17 protein-coding genes are annotated in these 16,585 nt (G+C 54.6%); 10 read left to right on the top strand and 7 right to left on the bottom strand.

The genetic code is table 11. The annotated features are described in order from the left end of the window. The 5 genes from J9789_RS10890 to J9789_RS10870 all read left to right on the top strand — a co-directional run bounded on the left by J9789_RS10890 (position 1) and on the right by J9789_RS10870 (position 5,069). Positions 1 to 1,890: a type IV secretory system conjugative DNA transfer family protein gene (locus tag J9789_RS10890; RefSeq protein WP_209345277.1), complete on the top strand. Its 1,890-nt coding sequence runs from the start codon at positions 1 to 3 to the stop codon at positions 1,888 to 1,890. A 2-nt stretch (positions 1,891 to 1,892) separates the two neighbouring features. Next, on the top strand, positions 1,893 to 2,147 hold the full coding sequence (locus J9789_RS10885) for a helix-turn-helix domain-containing protein (RefSeq protein WP_209345275.1): 255 nt from the start codon (positions 1,893 to 1,895) through the stop codon (positions 2,145 to 2,147). A gap of 189 nt (positions 2,148 to 2,336) precedes the next feature. Beyond that, positions 2,337 to 3,059, top strand: a complete 723-nt coding sequence (locus J9789_RS10880; RefSeq protein ID WP_209345273.1) for a hypothetical protein — start codon at positions 2,337 to 2,339, stop codon at positions 3,057 to 3,059. 55 nt (positions 3,060 to 3,114) lie between these two features. After that, entirely contained in the window at positions 3,115 to 4,638 is a 1,524-nt protein-coding gene (locus J9789_RS10875; protein ID WP_209345271.1) for a DNA methylase, read from the top strand. After that, the gene (locus tag J9789_RS10870) at positions 4,635 to 5,069 is read left to right on the top strand and encodes a hypothetical protein (protein WP_209345270.1); all 435 of its coding nucleotides are present in this window, start codon (positions 4,635 to 4,637) and stop codon (positions 5,067 to 5,069) included. Before J9789_RS10875 ends, J9789_RS10870 begins: the two co-directional genes overlap by 4 nt. 140 nt (positions 5,070 to 5,209) lie before the next feature. Here J9789_RS10870 and J9789_RS10865 read toward each other — a convergent pair whose 3' ends face one another. Beyond that, the gene (locus tag J9789_RS10865; RefSeq protein ID WP_209345269.1) at positions 5,210 to 5,560 is read right to left on the bottom strand and encodes a helix-turn-helix transcriptional regulator; all 351 of its coding nucleotides are present in this window, start codon (positions 5,558 to 5,560) and stop codon (positions 5,210 to 5,212) included. A gap of 144 nt (positions 5,561 to 5,704) precedes the next feature. Here J9789_RS10865 and J9789_RS10860 point away from each other — a divergent pair, with 144 nt between their 5' ends. The 3 genes from J9789_RS10860 (at position 5,705) to J9789_RS10850 (ending at position 8,486) form a co-directional block, all read left to right on the top strand. Then, the gene (locus J9789_RS10860; RefSeq protein WP_209345267.1) at positions 5,705 to 6,259 is read left to right on the top strand and encodes an SLOG family protein; all 555 of its coding nucleotides are present in this window, start codon (positions 5,705 to 5,707) and stop codon (positions 6,257 to 6,259) included. Positions 6,260 to 6,374: 115 nt separating this feature from the next. Next, complete coding sequence (locus J9789_RS10855) at positions 6,375 to 7,067, top strand: response regulator transcription factor (protein WP_209345265.1); 693 nt, start codon at positions 6,375 to 6,377, stop codon at positions 7,065 to 7,067. A gap of 15 nt (positions 7,068 to 7,082) precedes the next feature. Beyond that, complete coding sequence (locus J9789_RS10850; protein WP_209345263.1) at positions 7,083 to 8,486, top strand: ATP-binding protein; 1,404 nt, start codon at positions 7,083 to 7,085, stop codon at positions 8,484 to 8,486. 40 nt (positions 8,487 to 8,526) lie between these two features. Here the strand turns inward: J9789_RS10850 and J9789_RS10845 are convergent, their stop codons facing one another. Beyond that, positions 8,527 to 9,540 carry an AraC family transcriptional regulator gene (locus tag J9789_RS10845; protein WP_209345261.1) on the bottom strand — a complete coding sequence of 338 codons (1,014 nt, stop codon included), beginning with the start codon at positions 9,538 to 9,540 and terminating at the stop codon, positions 8,527 to 8,529. A gap of 25 nt (positions 9,541 to 9,565) precedes the next feature. Then, entirely contained in the window at positions 9,566 to 9,931 is a 366-nt protein-coding gene (locus tag J9789_RS10840) for a metalloregulator ArsR/SmtB family transcription factor (RefSeq protein ID WP_209345259.1), read from the bottom strand. A 168-nt stretch (positions 9,932 to 10,099) separates the two neighbouring features. On the opposite strand from J9789_RS10840, the gene J9789_RS10835 reads away from it, so the two are divergent. Both J9789_RS10835 and J9789_RS10830 read left to right on the top strand, forming a co-directional pair. Next, on the top strand, positions 10,100 to 10,318 hold the full coding sequence (locus tag J9789_RS10835; RefSeq protein ID WP_209345257.1) for a cation transporter: 219 nt from the start codon (positions 10,100 to 10,102) through the stop codon (positions 10,316 to 10,318). Positions 10,319 to 10,414: 96 nt separating this feature from the next. Continuing rightward, positions 10,415 to 12,298: a heavy metal translocating P-type ATPase gene (locus J9789_RS10830; RefSeq protein ID WP_209345255.1), complete on the top strand. Its 1,884-nt coding sequence runs from the start codon at positions 10,415 to 10,417 to the stop codon at positions 12,296 to 12,298. 382 nt (positions 12,299 to 12,680) lie between these two features. Here J9789_RS10830 and J9789_RS10820 read toward each other — a convergent pair whose 3' ends face one another. The 4 genes from J9789_RS10820 to J9789_RS10805 all read right to left on the bottom strand — a co-directional run bounded on the left by J9789_RS10820 (position 12,681) and on the right by J9789_RS10805 (position 16,379). Continuing rightward, positions 12,681 to 13,820 carry a metallophosphoesterase gene (locus tag J9789_RS10820; RefSeq protein WP_209345251.1) on the bottom strand — a complete coding sequence of 380 codons (1,140 nt, stop codon included), beginning with the start codon at positions 13,818 to 13,820 and terminating at the stop codon, positions 12,681 to 12,683. Between the two features lie 80 nt (positions 13,821 to 13,900). Continuing rightward, positions 13,901 to 14,293, bottom strand: coding sequence for a hypothetical protein (locus J9789_RS10815; RefSeq protein WP_209345249.1), 393 nt, complete (start codon positions 14,291 to 14,293; stop codon positions 13,901 to 13,903). Between the two features lie 185 nt (positions 14,294 to 14,478). Continuing rightward, on the bottom strand, positions 14,479 to 15,024 hold the full coding sequence (locus J9789_RS10810; RefSeq protein ID WP_209345247.1) for a phosphatase PAP2 family protein: 546 nt from the start codon (positions 15,022 to 15,024) through the stop codon (positions 14,479 to 14,481). 17 nt (positions 15,025 to 15,041) lie between these two features. Then, positions 15,042 to 16,379: a M23 family metallopeptidase gene (locus J9789_RS10805; RefSeq protein ID WP_209345244.1), complete on the bottom strand. Its 1,338-nt coding sequence runs from the start codon at positions 16,377 to 16,379 to the stop codon at positions 15,042 to 15,044. Positions 16,380 to 16,585 lie beyond the last annotated feature (206 nt).

The following is a 16,585-nucleotide window of genomic DNA, read 5'->3' as shown; positions in this document are numbered from 1 at the left end:
ATGCCGATCCAAACGATTTTACTTCTTGCGCTGGCGGGCGGGATGCTCCTGATCGTGGCCGCCGCCACACACTTCTCCGGTCAGGGCTCCCTGAACAACATCAAGTCCAAGACCGTGGGCGATGGCCAGCACGGAACGGCCCGGTGGGCAACCAAAAAGGAGATCGAGCAGACCTACCGGCATATCCCGTTCCAGCCTTCCCAGTGGCGCTCTGGCAAAGAGCTGCCCCAGGCCCAGGGGCTGGTGCTGGGCTGCGAGGGCGGCAGCTTTCCGAAAAAGCCCAGGAAAAACAAGAAGCCGCCCAAATCGAAATCGAAGAAGGAGCGCCACCCCCTCAAGGCCATCGTGGACACAGACGATATCCATTGCCTCATGATCGGCGCGTCCGGTGTGGGCAAGACCGCCTTCTTCCTTTACCCAAACTTGGAATATGCCTGTGCCAGCGGCATGAGCTTCCTGGCGCTGGATACCAAGGGGGATCTGGCGCGGAATTACGGCACGATAGCGTCCAGGTACTACGGCTATCAGGTGGCGGTCATCGACCTGCGTAACCCCACCCGCTCGGACGGCTACAATCTGCTGACCCTCATCAACCACTACATGGATATCTGCCGGGAGGATGAGAAAAACCTCGCTGCCCGCGCCAAGGCGGAGAAGTATGCCAAGATCCTCTCCAAGACCATCGTCAACCCGGAGGGGGACGCCTCCAACTACGGGCAGAACGCGTTTTTTTACGACGCCGCGGAGGGACTGCTCACCGCCGTCATCCTCCTGCTGGCGGAGTATCTGCCGCCGAATGACCGGGACAAGCGGGAGAAGCGGCACATCGTCAGCGTGTTCAAGCTGGTGCAGGATCTGCTGGCCCCCAGCAAGACCGTCAAGGGCAAGAATGGGTTTCAGATGTTGATGAACCGCTTGCCGGAAACGCACAAGGCCCGGTGGTTTGCCGGCGCTGCCCTCAACAGCGCGGATCAGGCCATGGCCTCCGTCATGTCCACCGTACTCTCCCGGCTCAACGCTTTCCTGGACTCAGAACTGGAGCAGGTGCTGTGCTTCGACAGCGCCATCGACGCGGAGACCTTCGCCTCCCGGAAGTCCGCCATCTTCCTGATCCTCCCGGAAGAAGATCCCAGCAAGAACTTCATGGCTGGACTCATGATCCAGACCCTCTCCCGCGAGCTGTTTGCCGTGGCCGACGAGAACGGCGGCAAGCTGAAGAACCGGGTGGTGCTGTTCTGTGATGAGTTGGGCACCATGCCCGCCTTTGACATCCTGCCCCTGTTCAGCGCGGGGCGCTCCCGCAAACTGACGCTGGTGCCGATTATCCAGTCGCTGGCGCAGCTTGAAAAGAACTACGGCAAAGAGGGCGCGGAGATCATCCAGGACAATGTGCAGGACACGATCTTCGGCGGCTTTGCCCCCAACAGCCAGACTGCCGAGGTACTCTCCAAGGCCCTGGGCAGCCGCACCGTCCTATCTGGCTCCATCAGCAAAGGAAAGAACGACCCCAGCCAGAGCTTGCAGATGATCGAGCGGCCCCTCATGACCGCCGACGAGCTGAAGTCTATCCCCAAGGGGCAGTTTATCGTCATGAAGACCGGCTCCCATCCCATGCAGACCCGGCTGCGGCTGTTTCTGGATTGGGGCATCACCTTTGAGGAGCCATATACCATCCCGGAGAAGGCCGCCCGTTCTGTGGCCTATGCCAGCAAGCAGGAGTTGGAGCGGGCCATCCTGGAACACCACTACACACAGATCGTCGAGGATGCGCCGCCCCCGGTCCCGCAGAACACGCCACCCGCTGGCGGCATGGCACAGGCGCGGGACAGACGGCCCCACGGCAGGCCGCAGCGAAACCCAGATTTACGTACCGGCATGGAGGGAAAATAGCCGTGGGATATTTTGAGATGATCTACCGCTCCGAGCTTTCTCACCGGGCGCGGGCGGTCTATATGTACCTGAAGGACCATGCTGACAAGGACGGCCAGTGCTGGCCGGGAATCAGGACTATTGCCGCCGAACTGAAACTCTCCAGAAGCACTGTCAAACGGGCGCTGGACGATCTATGCAAAGCGGGACTGATTGCCAAAAGCCCGCGCTGGCGGGAGAACGGAAGCCTCAGTTCCAATCTGTACCGGCTCCTCTGAGCATAGAAACGGACTCTCCCGCCAAGGGGAGAGTCCGCGCATTTTGTGAACCGAGCCTCGGTCCATGATGAACCATCCAGAAGGACCCACTCCAAGAAAGTTTAGAGCAGAGAAAGAACATTCATCCTGATAGAATCTTGGGATCCACTGTGTTATAATAACACAAAGCCATAGGCGGGAGGTGTCAGTATGGCGATCGAGAACGGCGAATGGATCATGCGGGGACTGGACTGGGACGATCCCAGCCGCATCCGAAGCTGGGAGGAGTTAATTGGCTGGATCAATGAGGTCGGCTTTCTCCCGCTGTTCAAAAATGAGATTCCCGGTTTCTCAGTGGAGGAACATACCTCCGACCTGTACTGGTGGACTGGGGACGAGGAGCAGGACCCGTGGGAGTGGCGGGAACTGATCGCCCGGAGCGGCCAGGTGGCCTATGGCAAATTCTTCGGCAAAAAGGCGGGCTTTATCTCCAGAGAGTGGTTTGCCCACTTTGCCAACTACCGGCGGGACGGCTATGACTTCGACAGCCGTTGGGATGAAGAACTGGCCAGTATGCGCTGCAAACGGATCATGGACCAGTTTGAAAGCAAGGACGAGCTGTTTTCCTTCGAGCTGAAACGGTTAGCCGGTTTCGGCAAGGATGGAGAGAAGAACTTTGAGGGGACGGTGACAGACCTCCAGATGCAGAGCTATCTGCTGATCCGGGACTTCCGCAGGCGCATCAATAAGAAGGGCTTGGAGTATGGCTGGCCCATCTCCGTCTACTCCACGCCGGAGGCCCTGTGGGGCTATGAGCACATCGCCTCCGCCTATTCTGCTGAACCAGCAGAGTCAAGGGAACTGATTCGCCAGCAGGTACAGAAGAACTTCCCGGAGACGGGGAAAATAGAGCTGGATGTAGTGCTGGGCTGACCACCCATAATTTCCACTGGTACCAGGCATACTAAGGCAAGGAGGCGACCGGGGTATGAAAAACAGGACTTATCTCTGCGTGGATCTGAAATCGTTTTACGCCTCGGTGGAGTGCGTGGAGCGGGGGCTTGACCCCATGACCACCAATCTGGTGGTGGCGGACGAGAGCCGCACGGAAAAGACCATCTGCCTCGCCGTGTCTCCTTCCCTCAAAGCCCATGGCATCTCCGGTCGGGCAAGACTGTTTGAAGTTGTCCAGAGGGTGAAGGAAGTCAACGCCCAGCGGCGGCGCAATGCCCCCAGTGGGCAGTTTACCGGTTCCTCATGGAACGATCCGGAACTGAAAAATCATCCTGAGATGGAGCTGGACTACATTGTGGCCCCGCCCCGGATGGCCCATTATATTGAGTGGAGCACCCGGATATACAGCGTCTATTTGAAGTATCTGGCCCCGGAGGATATATTTCCGTACAGCATCGACGAGGTGTTCATGGATGTGACGAACTATCTGGACACCTATCATCTGACGGCCCGTGAGCTGGCTCGAAAGATCATTCTGGATGTGCTGGAGACTACTGGCATCACCGCCACGGCGGGGATGGGTAGCAATTTGTACCTTGCCAAGATCGCCATGGATATTGTGTCCAAGCATATCCATCCGGACAAGGACGGCGTGCGGATCGCCAAGCTGGACGAGATGACCTACCGCCGTCTGCTGTGGGATCACCGTCCGCTGACGGATTTCTGGCGGGTAGGCCCCGGCTATGCCCGGAAGCTGGAGGCCAATGGGCTCTACACCATGGGCGACATCGCCCGCTGCTCCATCGGCAAGGAAACCGATTATTATAACGAGGAGCTGCTCTACAAGCTGTTCGGCGTCAATGCGGAAATCTTAGTGGATCACGCCTGGGGCTGGGAACCTTGCACTATCGCGGACGTGAAAGCGTACAAGCCAGAAAATAAGAGCATCGTTTCCGGGCAGGTCCTGCAATGCCCATATCAGTTTGAAAAGGCAAAGCTGGTAATGCGGGAAATGGCGGACGCACTGGCCCTTGATCTGGTGGATAAGGGGCTGGTGACCAACCAGCTTGTACTGACAGTTGGCTATGACCGGGAGAATCTGGACGATCCCCAGCGGAGCAAAAGCTACAAAGGCCCGGTCACCACAGACCGCTATGGCCGAAAGGTTCCCAAGCACGCCACCGGCACCATCAATCTGGACAGGTACAGCTCCTCCACCAACGAGATCATTCGGGCGGTGCTGGAGCTGTTTGACCGCATCGTGGACAAAAACCTGCTGGTGCGGCGGCTGAGCATTTCCGCCAACCGTCTGATTTGCGAGGCAGACGCGCCCAAAGAGCCTGCGGCGGAGCAGTTGGACTTGTTCACTGACTACGCCGCCCAGGAGGAACGCCGGAAAAAGGAGGACGCTGCCCTGGTCCGTGAGCGGAAGGTGCAGGAGGCCATGCTGGGCATCAAGAAGAAATTCGGCAAAAACGCCATCCTCAAAGGCATGAATCTGGAGGAGGGCGCTACCGCCAGGGAGCGGAATAAGACGATTGGGGGCCACCATGAATGACGAACAGATATAACGACATCATTGGCCTGCCCCATCCGACCTCGGCCAAGCATCCCAGGATGCCTCTCAGTGATCGGGCCGCCATTTTCAGCCCCTTCGCCGCACTGACAGGCCACGGAGCGGCCATCGTGGAGACGGCCCGGCTGACTGACCGGAAGATCGAACTGGACGAGGACAGCAGGGCCGTCCTGGACGAGAAACAACGGTATCTAGAGGAGATCATCGGCCAGCAGCCGGAGGTCACGGTCACATGGTTCCAACCGGATGAGCGCAAGGATGGCGGCAGCTATGTTACTGTTACGGGAAAATTGAAAAGGACGGACGGCGTTGAGCGTGTTATGCTCCTGACGGACGGCACAAGGATCCCGCTGGATGACATCGTCGGTATCGAAAGCAAACAGCTCCCAGGTGCGTTTCGGGATGAATTCTGAAAATCGCTCTGGGAACGGAATACGGCGCCGTGGATATAACCACAGCGCCGTACATAAAAAATCGTATTATACATATCAAAAAGCGAGACGCACCACATACAGGATGGGCTGCGTCTCGTTTTTGTTTGTCAGGATAGCTGTCAGGTTGGATCGTCAAGCCGCAAACGGCGCAGTGAACTCTTCAGGGAAAGCACCATATCGGTGATCAGCTTGATCTCCATATTGCTGCAATCCGCCACAAGCTCACTCAGCCAGCTGTTCATCAGCGGACGGGCTTGATCGATCTCCATACAGAAAAGCTCATCCGCTGAACACCCCAAAGCATTGATAATATCCAGCATGACCTGAAGGCTTGGGATACTGTTGCCGGTCTCGATGTGGCTGATGTGGGTAACGCCCACTCCGACCGCCTCTGCCAACTGCTCTTGTGTCATTTTCTTTTCCAAACGAACTGCCCTGATCCGGGAGCCGAGCGTTTTATAATCGACCATACTGCAAGTATCCTCCGCCAGCCTTGATACTTGTATTGTATGTGCAATCTGGCCATGTTATAATAATCTAAAAGCGCAATAGACCTTATAGGCATATTACAAAAACCGGATAAATTCAATTCACCCAATGAAATGGAGTTCATCATGAGTATAAAATCATGTGCCATCACTGGCCATCGCCCTGCCCGGTTCAAGTGGAAATACAAGGAGAATAACACCGGCTGCAAGCGGTTGAAAAAACGGCTGCGGGATCAGATCGTGGCGCTCTATGAGCAGGGAGTCCGCCGCTTTTATGTTGGCGGTGCATTAGGTGTGGATATGTGGGCCGGGGAAATACTGCTCCAACTGAAGGAACAACCAGAGTACAACGATATTGAGTTGTTTATCGCCCTGCCCTTTGAGGGGCATGATGCTGACTGGGACAGCCGCAGCCGGGGCCGTCTAAAGGTCTTAATTCAACACAGCACGGAAACCGTGGTAATTGGGACAAAGGCAGAGGTGCTTGCGGTCTGCTATAAGCGGCGTAATTACTACATGGTGGATCACGCCGATATACTTCTGGCCGTGTATGACAATGACCGCTCAATCCGCAGCGGAACAGGCATGACGGTCAACTATGCCAGAAAAAAGGGGGTGTCTGTCATATTGATCCATCCAGACAACGCAAGGGTTTCTATGGATGCCTCTGCTGAGTCATAGTGTCCTTGGCTTTACTTCTCGTAGTTGAAGCACTGCCATCCATGTAGTATAATGATCGTGGTCAAAAGCAAGAAAGCCTTTGCATTTACAACTCGTAGATTGGAACAAAACTGCCATGCAAACACAGAAACTGATTCTCCTTGTGGATGATGAAGTCAAGATCACACAAGTCCTGGCCGCCTATCTGGAAAAGGCGGGATATCGAACCATGTCGGCCCATGACGGGGAAACCGCGCTGGAGTTGCTGCGGCTTCATCCGGTCAATCTGATCCTGCTGGACTTAATGCTGCCGGATATACCGGGAGAGACATTATGCGGGCAGATCCGCGCACAGTACCGCATCCCCATCATCATGCTTACAGCCAAGAGCCAGGAGCAGGACATTCTGGATGGTTTAGAGGTCGGTGCGGACGATTATCTGACAAAGCCATTCAGCCCCCGTGTTGTGGTAGCCAAAGTGGGAGCGGTATTGCGGAGGACGGAGAGCGACGAGTTGTTGAGCGTTCCAGTCTCCTATCGGGACGGATATCTGGTGATCGACTTTCAGAACAAAACCGTTTTGAAGGAAGGGGCGCCCATCCACCTGACGCCATCGGAGTATCAAATACTGCGGACACTTGCCAAAGCGCCGAAACGGATCTTTACCAGAGAACAGCTGATCTCCTATGCGCTGGGAGATGATTACGACGGCTATAACCGAAGTGTTGATACCTACATTAAAAGCCTCCGCAGCAAAATCGAACCAGACAGACATGACCCGGAGTTTATTGTCACTATGCATGGTGTGGGCTATCAGTTCCAAGGCTGATGGGAGGGAGAGCAAATGGTACATTCCCTGAAGGCGAAGTTGACTGTTTACTTCTCCGCCCTGCTAATATTCTCTCTTGGCGCAATGACGCTCCTGTTTAACCTGACTCTGGACAACCTGTTTGCGCACTATGCCAACGACCAACGCCAGCGCCAGATACAGCAGATCATTGAGCAGGTCGAGGAGCAGTACCTGCCAGAAAGCCAAAGCTATAACATTGACGCAGTAGAGGTGATCGGTAATGCGGCGCTGCAAAACGGCCTGATTGTCCATGTGCAGACGCGCAACGGAGAGGTGGACTGGGATATCTCCATACATAAAGCACAAGAGTGCCAAATCGCACTGCAGCATGCAGAGGAGAATATGCACAGCCGCTATCCCTCTTTTAACGGTGCTTATTCAGAAACCACATACGATCTCTCCAGCGATGGAACGCTGACGGGCTATCTGACGGTTGGATATTACGGTCCCTATGCGTTGGACGATGACGCATTGATATTACTGAATACGCTCAATCGAGTAACGCTGGGGCTGGGTATTGCTTTTCTGCTTGTGGCCATGGTGCTTGCCTTCTTTGCGGCCAGACGCATCGCCCGACCGATCTCGGCGACAGTCGAGGTGACCCGCAGTATCGCGGAGGGGGACTATGGGCGAAAAATTGAAACAAAGACGAAAACCAAAGAGCTGGCGTCCCTCATGCAGTCGGTCAACGAGATGTCTGAAACGCTAAAACTGAGGGAACAGCAAAAGCGCCGGATGACTGCGGATGTGGCCCATGAGCTGAGAACACCACTAACCAATCTGCAAAGCCATGTGGAGGCGGTCATCGACGGGATATGGGAGCCGTCCCCGGAGCTGTTTCAGGGCTATCGGGAGGAGATTTTGCGGCTGACACGGCTGGTGGAGCAGCTTCAGGAATTGTCCAATCTGGAAAGCGGACAGATCATACTACATCTGGAACCAATGTCTGTTGCGGAATTGTTAGAGGACATTCGCCTTGATTTTCTTGCCAGATTTCAGAACAAAGGGGTCGCCTTTGAGTTAGATACCACTCCAGAAGGACTTGCCATGGTATGCGATCAGGATCGCATCAAGCAATGTTTGACCAACCTTGTCTCCAATGCGCTGCGGGCCACGCCGGAGAGCGGGATCGTCCGGCTGGAAGGCCGGCAGGAAAAAGACTTGATCCAGTTATCTGTGTCGGATACGGGCGAAGGCATTCCAGAGGAGCACCTTTCTCAGCTGTTCGAGCGGTTTTACCGGGTAGACCCATCCAGAAGCCAGCAGACCGGCGGCATGGGGATCGGGCTGGCTATTACAAAGTCCATCGTTGAGGCACATGGGGGAACCATCACGGCAGAGAGCGTCATCGGGAAAGGCTCAAAGTTTACCATTTGCATTCCGCTGCAAAGCGTATAACGAGAGCGGCAGGCCGGTTTTGAACTGGCCCGCCGCTTCTTTATTTGTTCCCATCGATTCGGCTTTTCCCATGCAATTTCCGATATTCCAGGGGTGACATCTCATAGGTTTCCCGGAATACCACGGAAAAGCGGCTCTGGCTCTCGTAGCCCACAGCTTGGGCAATTTGGGCGATACTATCCTTGGTCTGCGTCAGCAGCAGGGCCGCTTTCTCCATTCGGTGTTCATTCATGTGGGCGGCAAGGGAATCGCCATAAACCGCCTTGAACACAGCTTTCAATGTGGTGGGGTTGATCAGATACCGCTGAGACAGCTCCTGAATGGTGACCCGCTGCTCCATGTGCTGCAAAATATAATCGTGGACGCTGCGGGCGATCTCCACCTGCTCCGTCTGGTATTTGTCCGCTTCCCGTTTGGGTGATAAAGAAACCGCACTGAGATGGAGCAGCAGTTCCATGACCTTCAAACGGAAATACGCCTGCTGAAGCGGTTCCGGCTGCCCATAGAAACCGCCGAAAATAGGCTCTGTTTTCTCGTTTCCCGTAAGCGTCGCAGATGTCCCTCCGGCACAGAACTTTTCTGCCAATGCCTGTGCGGTCACGCCTGTTCCGCCAAGGAAGTCAGGCAGAGCCATATCAAATTTGGACAGATCCAGCCAGATGGCCAGCCCCTCATAGTGCCCCACTGGGAATGTCATGACCGAACCGGCGCAGAGCTGTCTGGTGTGCAGGGAAAAATCGCCGGGGCCAAGGTAAATCGAACTGCCGTCTTTCATGTTCCAGCCAACACGCCCGTAGCGGCAGTAGTTGATCTCCAGAAGGTCGCGCTCCGCTCCATGCTGGCAGGAAACCTGCCCCGCCAGAAAGTCCTGAAAAACAAGGGTACAGCCGGGGAATACTTCCCAAGAGGTTTTTTGTCCTTTTCCTCCTGGAATGGCCTCCGTGTGCCTCACACCACCTTTCCCGTCTGCAACGGGATGATGCTCCTCCAGAAGCAGGCCGTCCGGAACATCAGCCAATGCAGTTTGAATTTTTGGAAGATGCTGATGATACAAGCCGATCCCTCCGTTTTCCTCCTGCCTAATCCGGGCAGGATATCTTCATGATCTTCTCGATGACCTGATGGAGCAAAACGCTCTGCTCCGTCTCCGCCGCTTTATAGTAGACCTCTTTCCCCTCACGGCGACTGACAATCAATCCACGGTCTTTTAACTGCCGCAGATGGTGGGACACAGCAGGGCTTGTCATCTCCACCATAGCGGAGATGTTGATGACGCACTCCTCGCAGTGACACAGCAGCCAGAAGATCCGCAGCCGGCTGGAATCATCCAAAAGCTTGAATGTCCCGGCAACGGTCTGGAATGTTTCCGGCTTTGCCAACTGCGCCTTCAAAAACTCCGTATTCTGTCCCTCGCCGTGGTGATGGGGGAGCTGCAAGTCAGACATCACATATCCCTCCTTGAAAATTGTCCGTTTTGGAAATGCTTTTTGCCGGTTTGGAAGAAAGGCAGCGTAAGGCATTGACTTCCCGCCGCGAATCCATCATACTACAATCACATCAATTAAACAAGTGCTTGATTGATAAATCCAACAATTTCGAGAGGAGCTATTCCGATGAAAAAGACCTATAAGATCGAAGTTGACTGCGCCAACTGCGCCAATCTGATGGAGGACGCCGCCAGAAAGACCCCCGGCGTCGCCGCCGCCACCGTTAACTTCATGACCCAGAAGATGATCGTGGAGTTTCAGGATGGCCAGGAGCCGAAGGAGGTCATGCAGGCAGTCCTGAAAGCCTGCAAGAAGGTGGAGCCTGACTGCGAGATTGAACTTTGACCCGCAAGCGCCCCGGACGCATCAGGCGAAAGGGGCGCGTCTTTCACAGAAAGTATTAAATGATTGAGCAATCAATAAATTAAAGGGGGTTATACCGTGACAAAAAAGCAAACGATCATGCTGGTACGCATCTTGATTGCGGCGGCAATGATGATTGCGTTGAATTTCCTGGCGCTGCCCATGGGACTCTCAACGGCGCTTTATATGGCCGCTTACCTAATTATCGGCTATGACATTTTGAGGAAGGCCGTGAAGGGCATCCTGAACGGCCAGGTGTTTGACGAAAACTTTCTGATGGCGGTGGCCACCATCGGCGCCATCGCACTGGCCATCTATGAAAAGAGCGGCGACTACAACGAGGCCATCGCCGTCATGCTGTTCTATCAGGTGGGTGAGCTGTTCCAGAGCTATGCCGTAGGAAAGAGCCGTAGAAACATTACCGCTCTCATGGACATTCGACCGGACTACGCCAATATTGAGCGGAACGGACAGCTGGAAAAGGTAGATCCGGACGAAGTGGAGATCGGCACTGTGATCGTGGTGCAGCCCGGCGAAAAAGTCCCCATTGACGGCATCATCATTGAGGGTAATTCCGCCTTGAACACCTCCGCACTGACTGGTGAAAGTCTGCCCCGTGAGGCCGCTGTGGATGACGAGGTCATCAGCGGCTGCATCAATATGACCGGTGTTCTGAAGATCCGAACCACCAAGGAGTTTGGTGAGTCTACTGTATCCAAGATTCTGGAACTGGTAGAGGAATCCAGCTCCCGGAAATCCAAGTCGGAGGACTTTATCTCCAAGTTCGCCAAGGTCTACACGCCGTTGGTCTGTATCGCCGCGTTGCTGTTGGCGGTGCTGCCCCCCATCGGAAATATGCTGATGGGCAATCCCGCTAACTGGGCTAACTGGATCTATAGCGCCCTGACCTTCCTGGTCATCAGCTGCCCCTGCGCTCTGGTGGTCAGCGTTCCCCTCAGCTTCTTCGCCGGTATTGGCGGCGCCAGCAAGGAGGGCGTTCTGATCAAGGGCTCCAACTATATGGAGACCCTGTCCCAGACCAAGGTGGTGGTGTTTGACAAGACCGGCACTCTGACTCAGGGCGTGTTTGAGGTCAACGGCATCCACCACAACACCATGGAGGAAGAAAAGCTGCTGGAATACGCGGCGTTGGCCGAGTGTTCCTCCTCCCATCCCATCAGCAAGAGCCTGCAGAGAGCCTACGGGAAAGAAATCGACCGCAGCCGTGTGACCGATATCGAGGAGATCAGCGGTCATGGACTGATCGCCAAGGTGGACGGCGTTGAGGTTGCCGCCGGCAATGCGAAGCTGATGCAGCGTCTGGCCATCCCCTATGCGGATTGCAGCTCGGTTGGCACCATCATCCATGTGGCCATCAACGGCGAATACGCCGGACACATCCTGATCTCCGACATCGAGAAGCCCAACTCCAAGGCAGCTATCTCCGCACTGAAAAAGGCCGGAGTGGAAAAGACCGTCATGCTCACCGGCGATGCCAAGCGGGTGGCGGACCGTGTGGCAGCCGATTTGGGCGTGGACGAGGTTCACAGCGAGTTGCTCCCCGGCGACAAGGTGACCCAAGTGGAGAAGCTGCTGGCCGCAAAGCCGCCGAAGGCGAAGCTGGCCTTTGTGGGCGACGGCATCAACGACGCCCCCGTGCTGGGGCGGGCGGACATCGGCATCGCCATGGGCGCTATGGGCTCTGATGCGGCTATTGAGGCGGCGGATGTGGTTCTGATGGATGATGACCCCATGAAAATCGCAAAGGGCATCAAGATCTCCCGGAAGTGCATCTCCATCGTCTATCAGAACATCACTCTGGCTCTGGTGGTCAAGTTTATCTGCCTTGCTCTGGGTGCGATAGGCCGGGCCAATATGTGGATGGCGATTTTTGCCGATGTGGGCGTCACCGTGATCGCGGTCTTGAATGCGATTAGAGCCCTGCGGGTTCATAATCTGTAAAAAGGAGAGAAAGGGCGCGGGCCACTACTTTGGCCGCGCCCTTTCCATCAACCATCAAATGAATCATCAGAAGGAACATCACTGCCCTTGCGATCCTAAGTTTGTGCCGGCGATGGCAGATTTTTTCCGTGTGTTGGGCGACCCCACCCGCATCCGACTGATTGCTATCCTCCATGAGCAGGAAACTTGCGTGACGGAGCTTGCAGAGCGGTTACGGATGACGCAATCGGCGGTTTCCCACCAGCTGAACATTTTGAAGGCCCACAAAATAGTGGCACAGCGCAGGGTTGGCAGACAGATATTCTATTCTCTGCCTGAGCAGAATATATGGCCGATCATTGAAACAGGGTTGTCCCATCTTGCGGAGAAATAGTGGATAGAATTATGGTATTAGTTCTATTGTGACGATTTCACTGTCTGTTCCGACACGGATGGGCAGTTGAAAATAACCAGTTCCGGCTGAGATAATGCCATGTGTGTTTCTCAACTGGGTATGCCCATAGAAATGCCCTGGCGGATGAAACAGCTTTGTGAGCAAGGTCACGGGGAAAAACTGGCCCCGGTGGGTGTGGCCACTCAAAACCATGCTGGCTCCACACTGAGCCGCTTCCTCAAAGCCGTCTGGACTGTGATCCATAACGACCACCGGTTTATCTCCTGTGACAGAGGCCAGCAGTTCAGCCAGCGGCAAACGCTTCCCGCCGCTCCGCAAGAGATCATCCCGCCCAACGAGACAGATCTCCGGTAATTCCACGCTGTCATCCAGAAGTAAATGGATCCCGGCGTTTTTGAAAAATGCTTGAAGCTGCTTGTCCGCTGGAGATGGATCATGATTTCCCAGAACGGCAAATACGCCCTGTGTTGTCCGGAGGTTTTGAAGACTGCCGCAGATGCTCTCCAGTTCCCAGCACTCCCCGACAGAGCCATTATTGAAAATGTCCCCGGCGATCACGACCAGCTCCGGGTGCAATCCATTGACTTCATCCACCATTTTTGCAATATGCCGGGTTCCCACAAATAGTCCGATGTGGAGGTCGCTCAACAGCACGATCCTGCAAGAGTTGTCTAAGCGGGCTCCACAAGGTATTGTGTAGGACACATGGCGGAACTGCCGAGCGTGGAGGCTGCCATAGAGCGTTACGCCTGCGGCAATTATAAAAGCTATGCTCCATAGGAACACATGGATGTCGATAAGGCAGGAGAGTAACGCTCCGGCAAGCAAGTTCAAAAGATCAGCGCAGAGCAGCAGGCAAACGGAATACAGCAAGAAGCAGAAATAAAGGTATCCAGCCATTGATACGGCTCTGGCAATCCGGCTTGTGTCCACTCGTTTCATCTGAGAGGCATAAAAGGCGGTAAATATAAGCTGTGCGCCAAATATGGGCCAGACGCTTCCCAGATCCCACAAGCCTTCCAAAACTCTTTCCATGCGAATACTCACATAAAATAGTGCGGCCAGATAGCCCAGAAAATAGACCGCAAAGAAACTGTCCCATGACAACAGCCGTCTAAAACACTTCATGGAAACTCCTCACATTCGTTGGATGAAACATAATTGATACGAAAACAGGCGGGCAGTGCTGCCCGCCTGTTTGTTTTCCCTTAGTGGTGGGAACCACCGTGTCTGCTGCTTCCACCGGTTTTCGTTCCGTGAGAGGAGCCATGATGCCCGGATGTCGTTCCATCTCCGCTGTGGTCATGTGTCTTGGTGCAGGTCGCATGGGTGGCGTGGTCATGGACCGCAGAGCAGCTTGCGTCCACCGCATGATCATGATTTAAGGTGCAGGCGGCGTCAACAGCGTGGTCATGCTCCAGCGTACAGATGGCATCGGCCGCATGGTCGTGATCCAAGGTACAGCTGCTGTGGATACTGTGGTCGTGATCCTGTGTGCAGTAGCCGGCAGATGCGTCTGCTGCAAAAGCACCGACAGAAAGTGCCGCCGTCATAAGCAATGCTGCGGGAACCACCACAAGCTTCCGGATGTTATGTTTCATGGAAAGGACCTCCTAATTATTCTTGAAAAGGCTAAAACCCTTTTCAGTATGATGGATTTATGGAAAGAAGTCAATCCTTCACGATGCCTTCTTTCCAAAAGGGAAAAAAGTATTTCCAAAACAGATGATGTGTAGGGATCGGTATGTCAATGTCCAGCTTACAGCATCTTCATCATTACAAAAAATCACCGCCTCTGCACTTTTTTCGACAATCGCTTTTCACAGAATGCCCACAGCCGGCAGGCCAGCGCCCCGGCCGCGATCCCGATCACCGCACCGGCAATGACATCTGTGGGAAAATGGACATAGAGGTACAGCCGGGAGAAGGCGATCAGTCCGGCCATCAGAAGCGCAGGCAGCCACCCCTTGCTTTTTTGAAACAGCAGCACAGATGCCGCAGCAAAGGAAACCGCCGTATGTCCGGAGGGGAAAGAATAGTCCTCTGGAGCGGGAATGAGCAGCTGAACAGCCGAGTTCAACATAAAGGGGCGGGGCCTTGCCACCAGAGGCTTGAGAATGATATTGCAGGCCAGCACCTCTATGATAATGGCAAGAAACATGACACCGCCCAGCTTTTTCGTTTTCGGGATCAATATCAGGATACCGCACAAAAGCACCCAGCCGATCCCCTCATCCGCAAAAGTTGTGATGATTGGGAAAAACACATCGCCAAAGCCGGAGCGCAGGGATGTCTGTATCCAGTCCAAAATGGACAGTTCAAAGGAAACCATTTTTGTTCATCTCACATTCAGAGATAATCATAGGGATTTTGCACCTCTCCGTTCACCCGCACCTCAAAATGACAATGGCTCCCGGTGGAGCGCCCGGTAGAACCCGCCTCCGCAATGGCTTGTCCCTGATAAACAGAATCGCCCTCGGAAACCAACAGGTTGGAGTTGTGGGCGTAGTAGGTCTGAGTTCCATCGTCATGGGTAATGATGACCAGATTGCCGTAGTCCCCTTTCCAGCCGGCAAAGCTGACGGTTCCGCCGTCAGCGGCCTTGACCTTCGTGCCATAAGGAACGGCAATGTCCAGTCCGGAGTGATAATTCGTGCTTCCAAACAGAGTCCGACTGCCAGGGGACGAGGTGACGGTACCGTCTACCGGCCAGATGTAGGTGCCTTTGGATGCCGTGGCAGGCCGCTCCTTTGTCCCAGTGGCTACCACTTTCTTTTCCGGCTCTTTCTGGACCACGGCCTCCAAAACCGTCCGTGCGATCTCCGTGCCATTCTGATAAGTCACCTCGGCACGGATCCAGTTCTCGCCTTCCTCGCCCTCAGACAGTACATTGGAGTCGCCTTCATAGAGGGAATCGTCCTCCACATACTCTACCGGAGCCGGGATCGGCTCCGTATAGGTGACCTCATCCACTGTAACAACGGCGAGGAACGGGACTGCCCGCCGGATATTCAGCACATCCCCGATCATCAGCACATCCGGGTCAACGGATGGATTCAGTTCGGACAACTCCCTCTGCCGCATATCCAGACCTGCGGCGATCTCCGAAAAGGTGTCTCCGGCCGCTACAGTATAAGAGGCCGCCTCCACAGAGTTTGCGGTAAGCGCCGCATAAATCTGCTCCGGGTCATCGGGAATTTCAGTGGATGCGTGACCATATTCAATGGAAACCTCTGGCTCGAAGCGCACCTCCTTGGTACTTTCATTCTGATATGGGGCGGAGAGCTCGTCCAGCATGGAATCTAAAGTTTCCCGGTCTGGGGAAAATCCTACCGCTTGTCCACCTACAGAGAGGACATAGCCCTCCCGGATCTCCTCCACCTGCTCCAACAGGCGCTCGGTCAGTTCTTCTTCCGAAACAAGATCATTTTTGCTGGCCATTGTCCAGCCGATGGAGATGTCATCCGTAATGACAGCGGACACGCCTATGGCATTTTCCACCTCGGCCTGTGCGGATTCCACAGCCCGTTGTGCAGTCTCCGTGTCGGATACAACGCCCAACTGTTCGCCATCCATGCTGACCGCATAGGCAGGCGTATAGAGAAGTCCGAAGGTCAAAGTCATTATAAGCGCAAACGATGCAATGGAAGCTGCCGAGATCATCAATTTCTTTTTCTTGAAGGGCATATGCGAGAGAAGTCCTCCTTTCAATAGTTACAAAACGGTAACAATCAACCTGTAAGAAAAATACCAGTCTGGAGGCGGGGCGCCCCTTCCTGGATGTACGGTTTGAAGTTTACCCGCGAAATGTGGGGATTTTATGAAGATTTTTCATCCTCATAAAATCCCCACATTTGTTCCTTAAACTTTCTGGTAGAAAGCCACCAGGATTT

The organism is Flavonifractor sp. AGMB03687, from assembly GCF_017811815.1.
Lineage (GTDB): Bacteria > Bacillota > Clostridia > Oscillospirales > Oscillospiraceae > Flavonifractor.
This window is presented reverse-complemented; position numbering and strand designations above follow the sequence as displayed.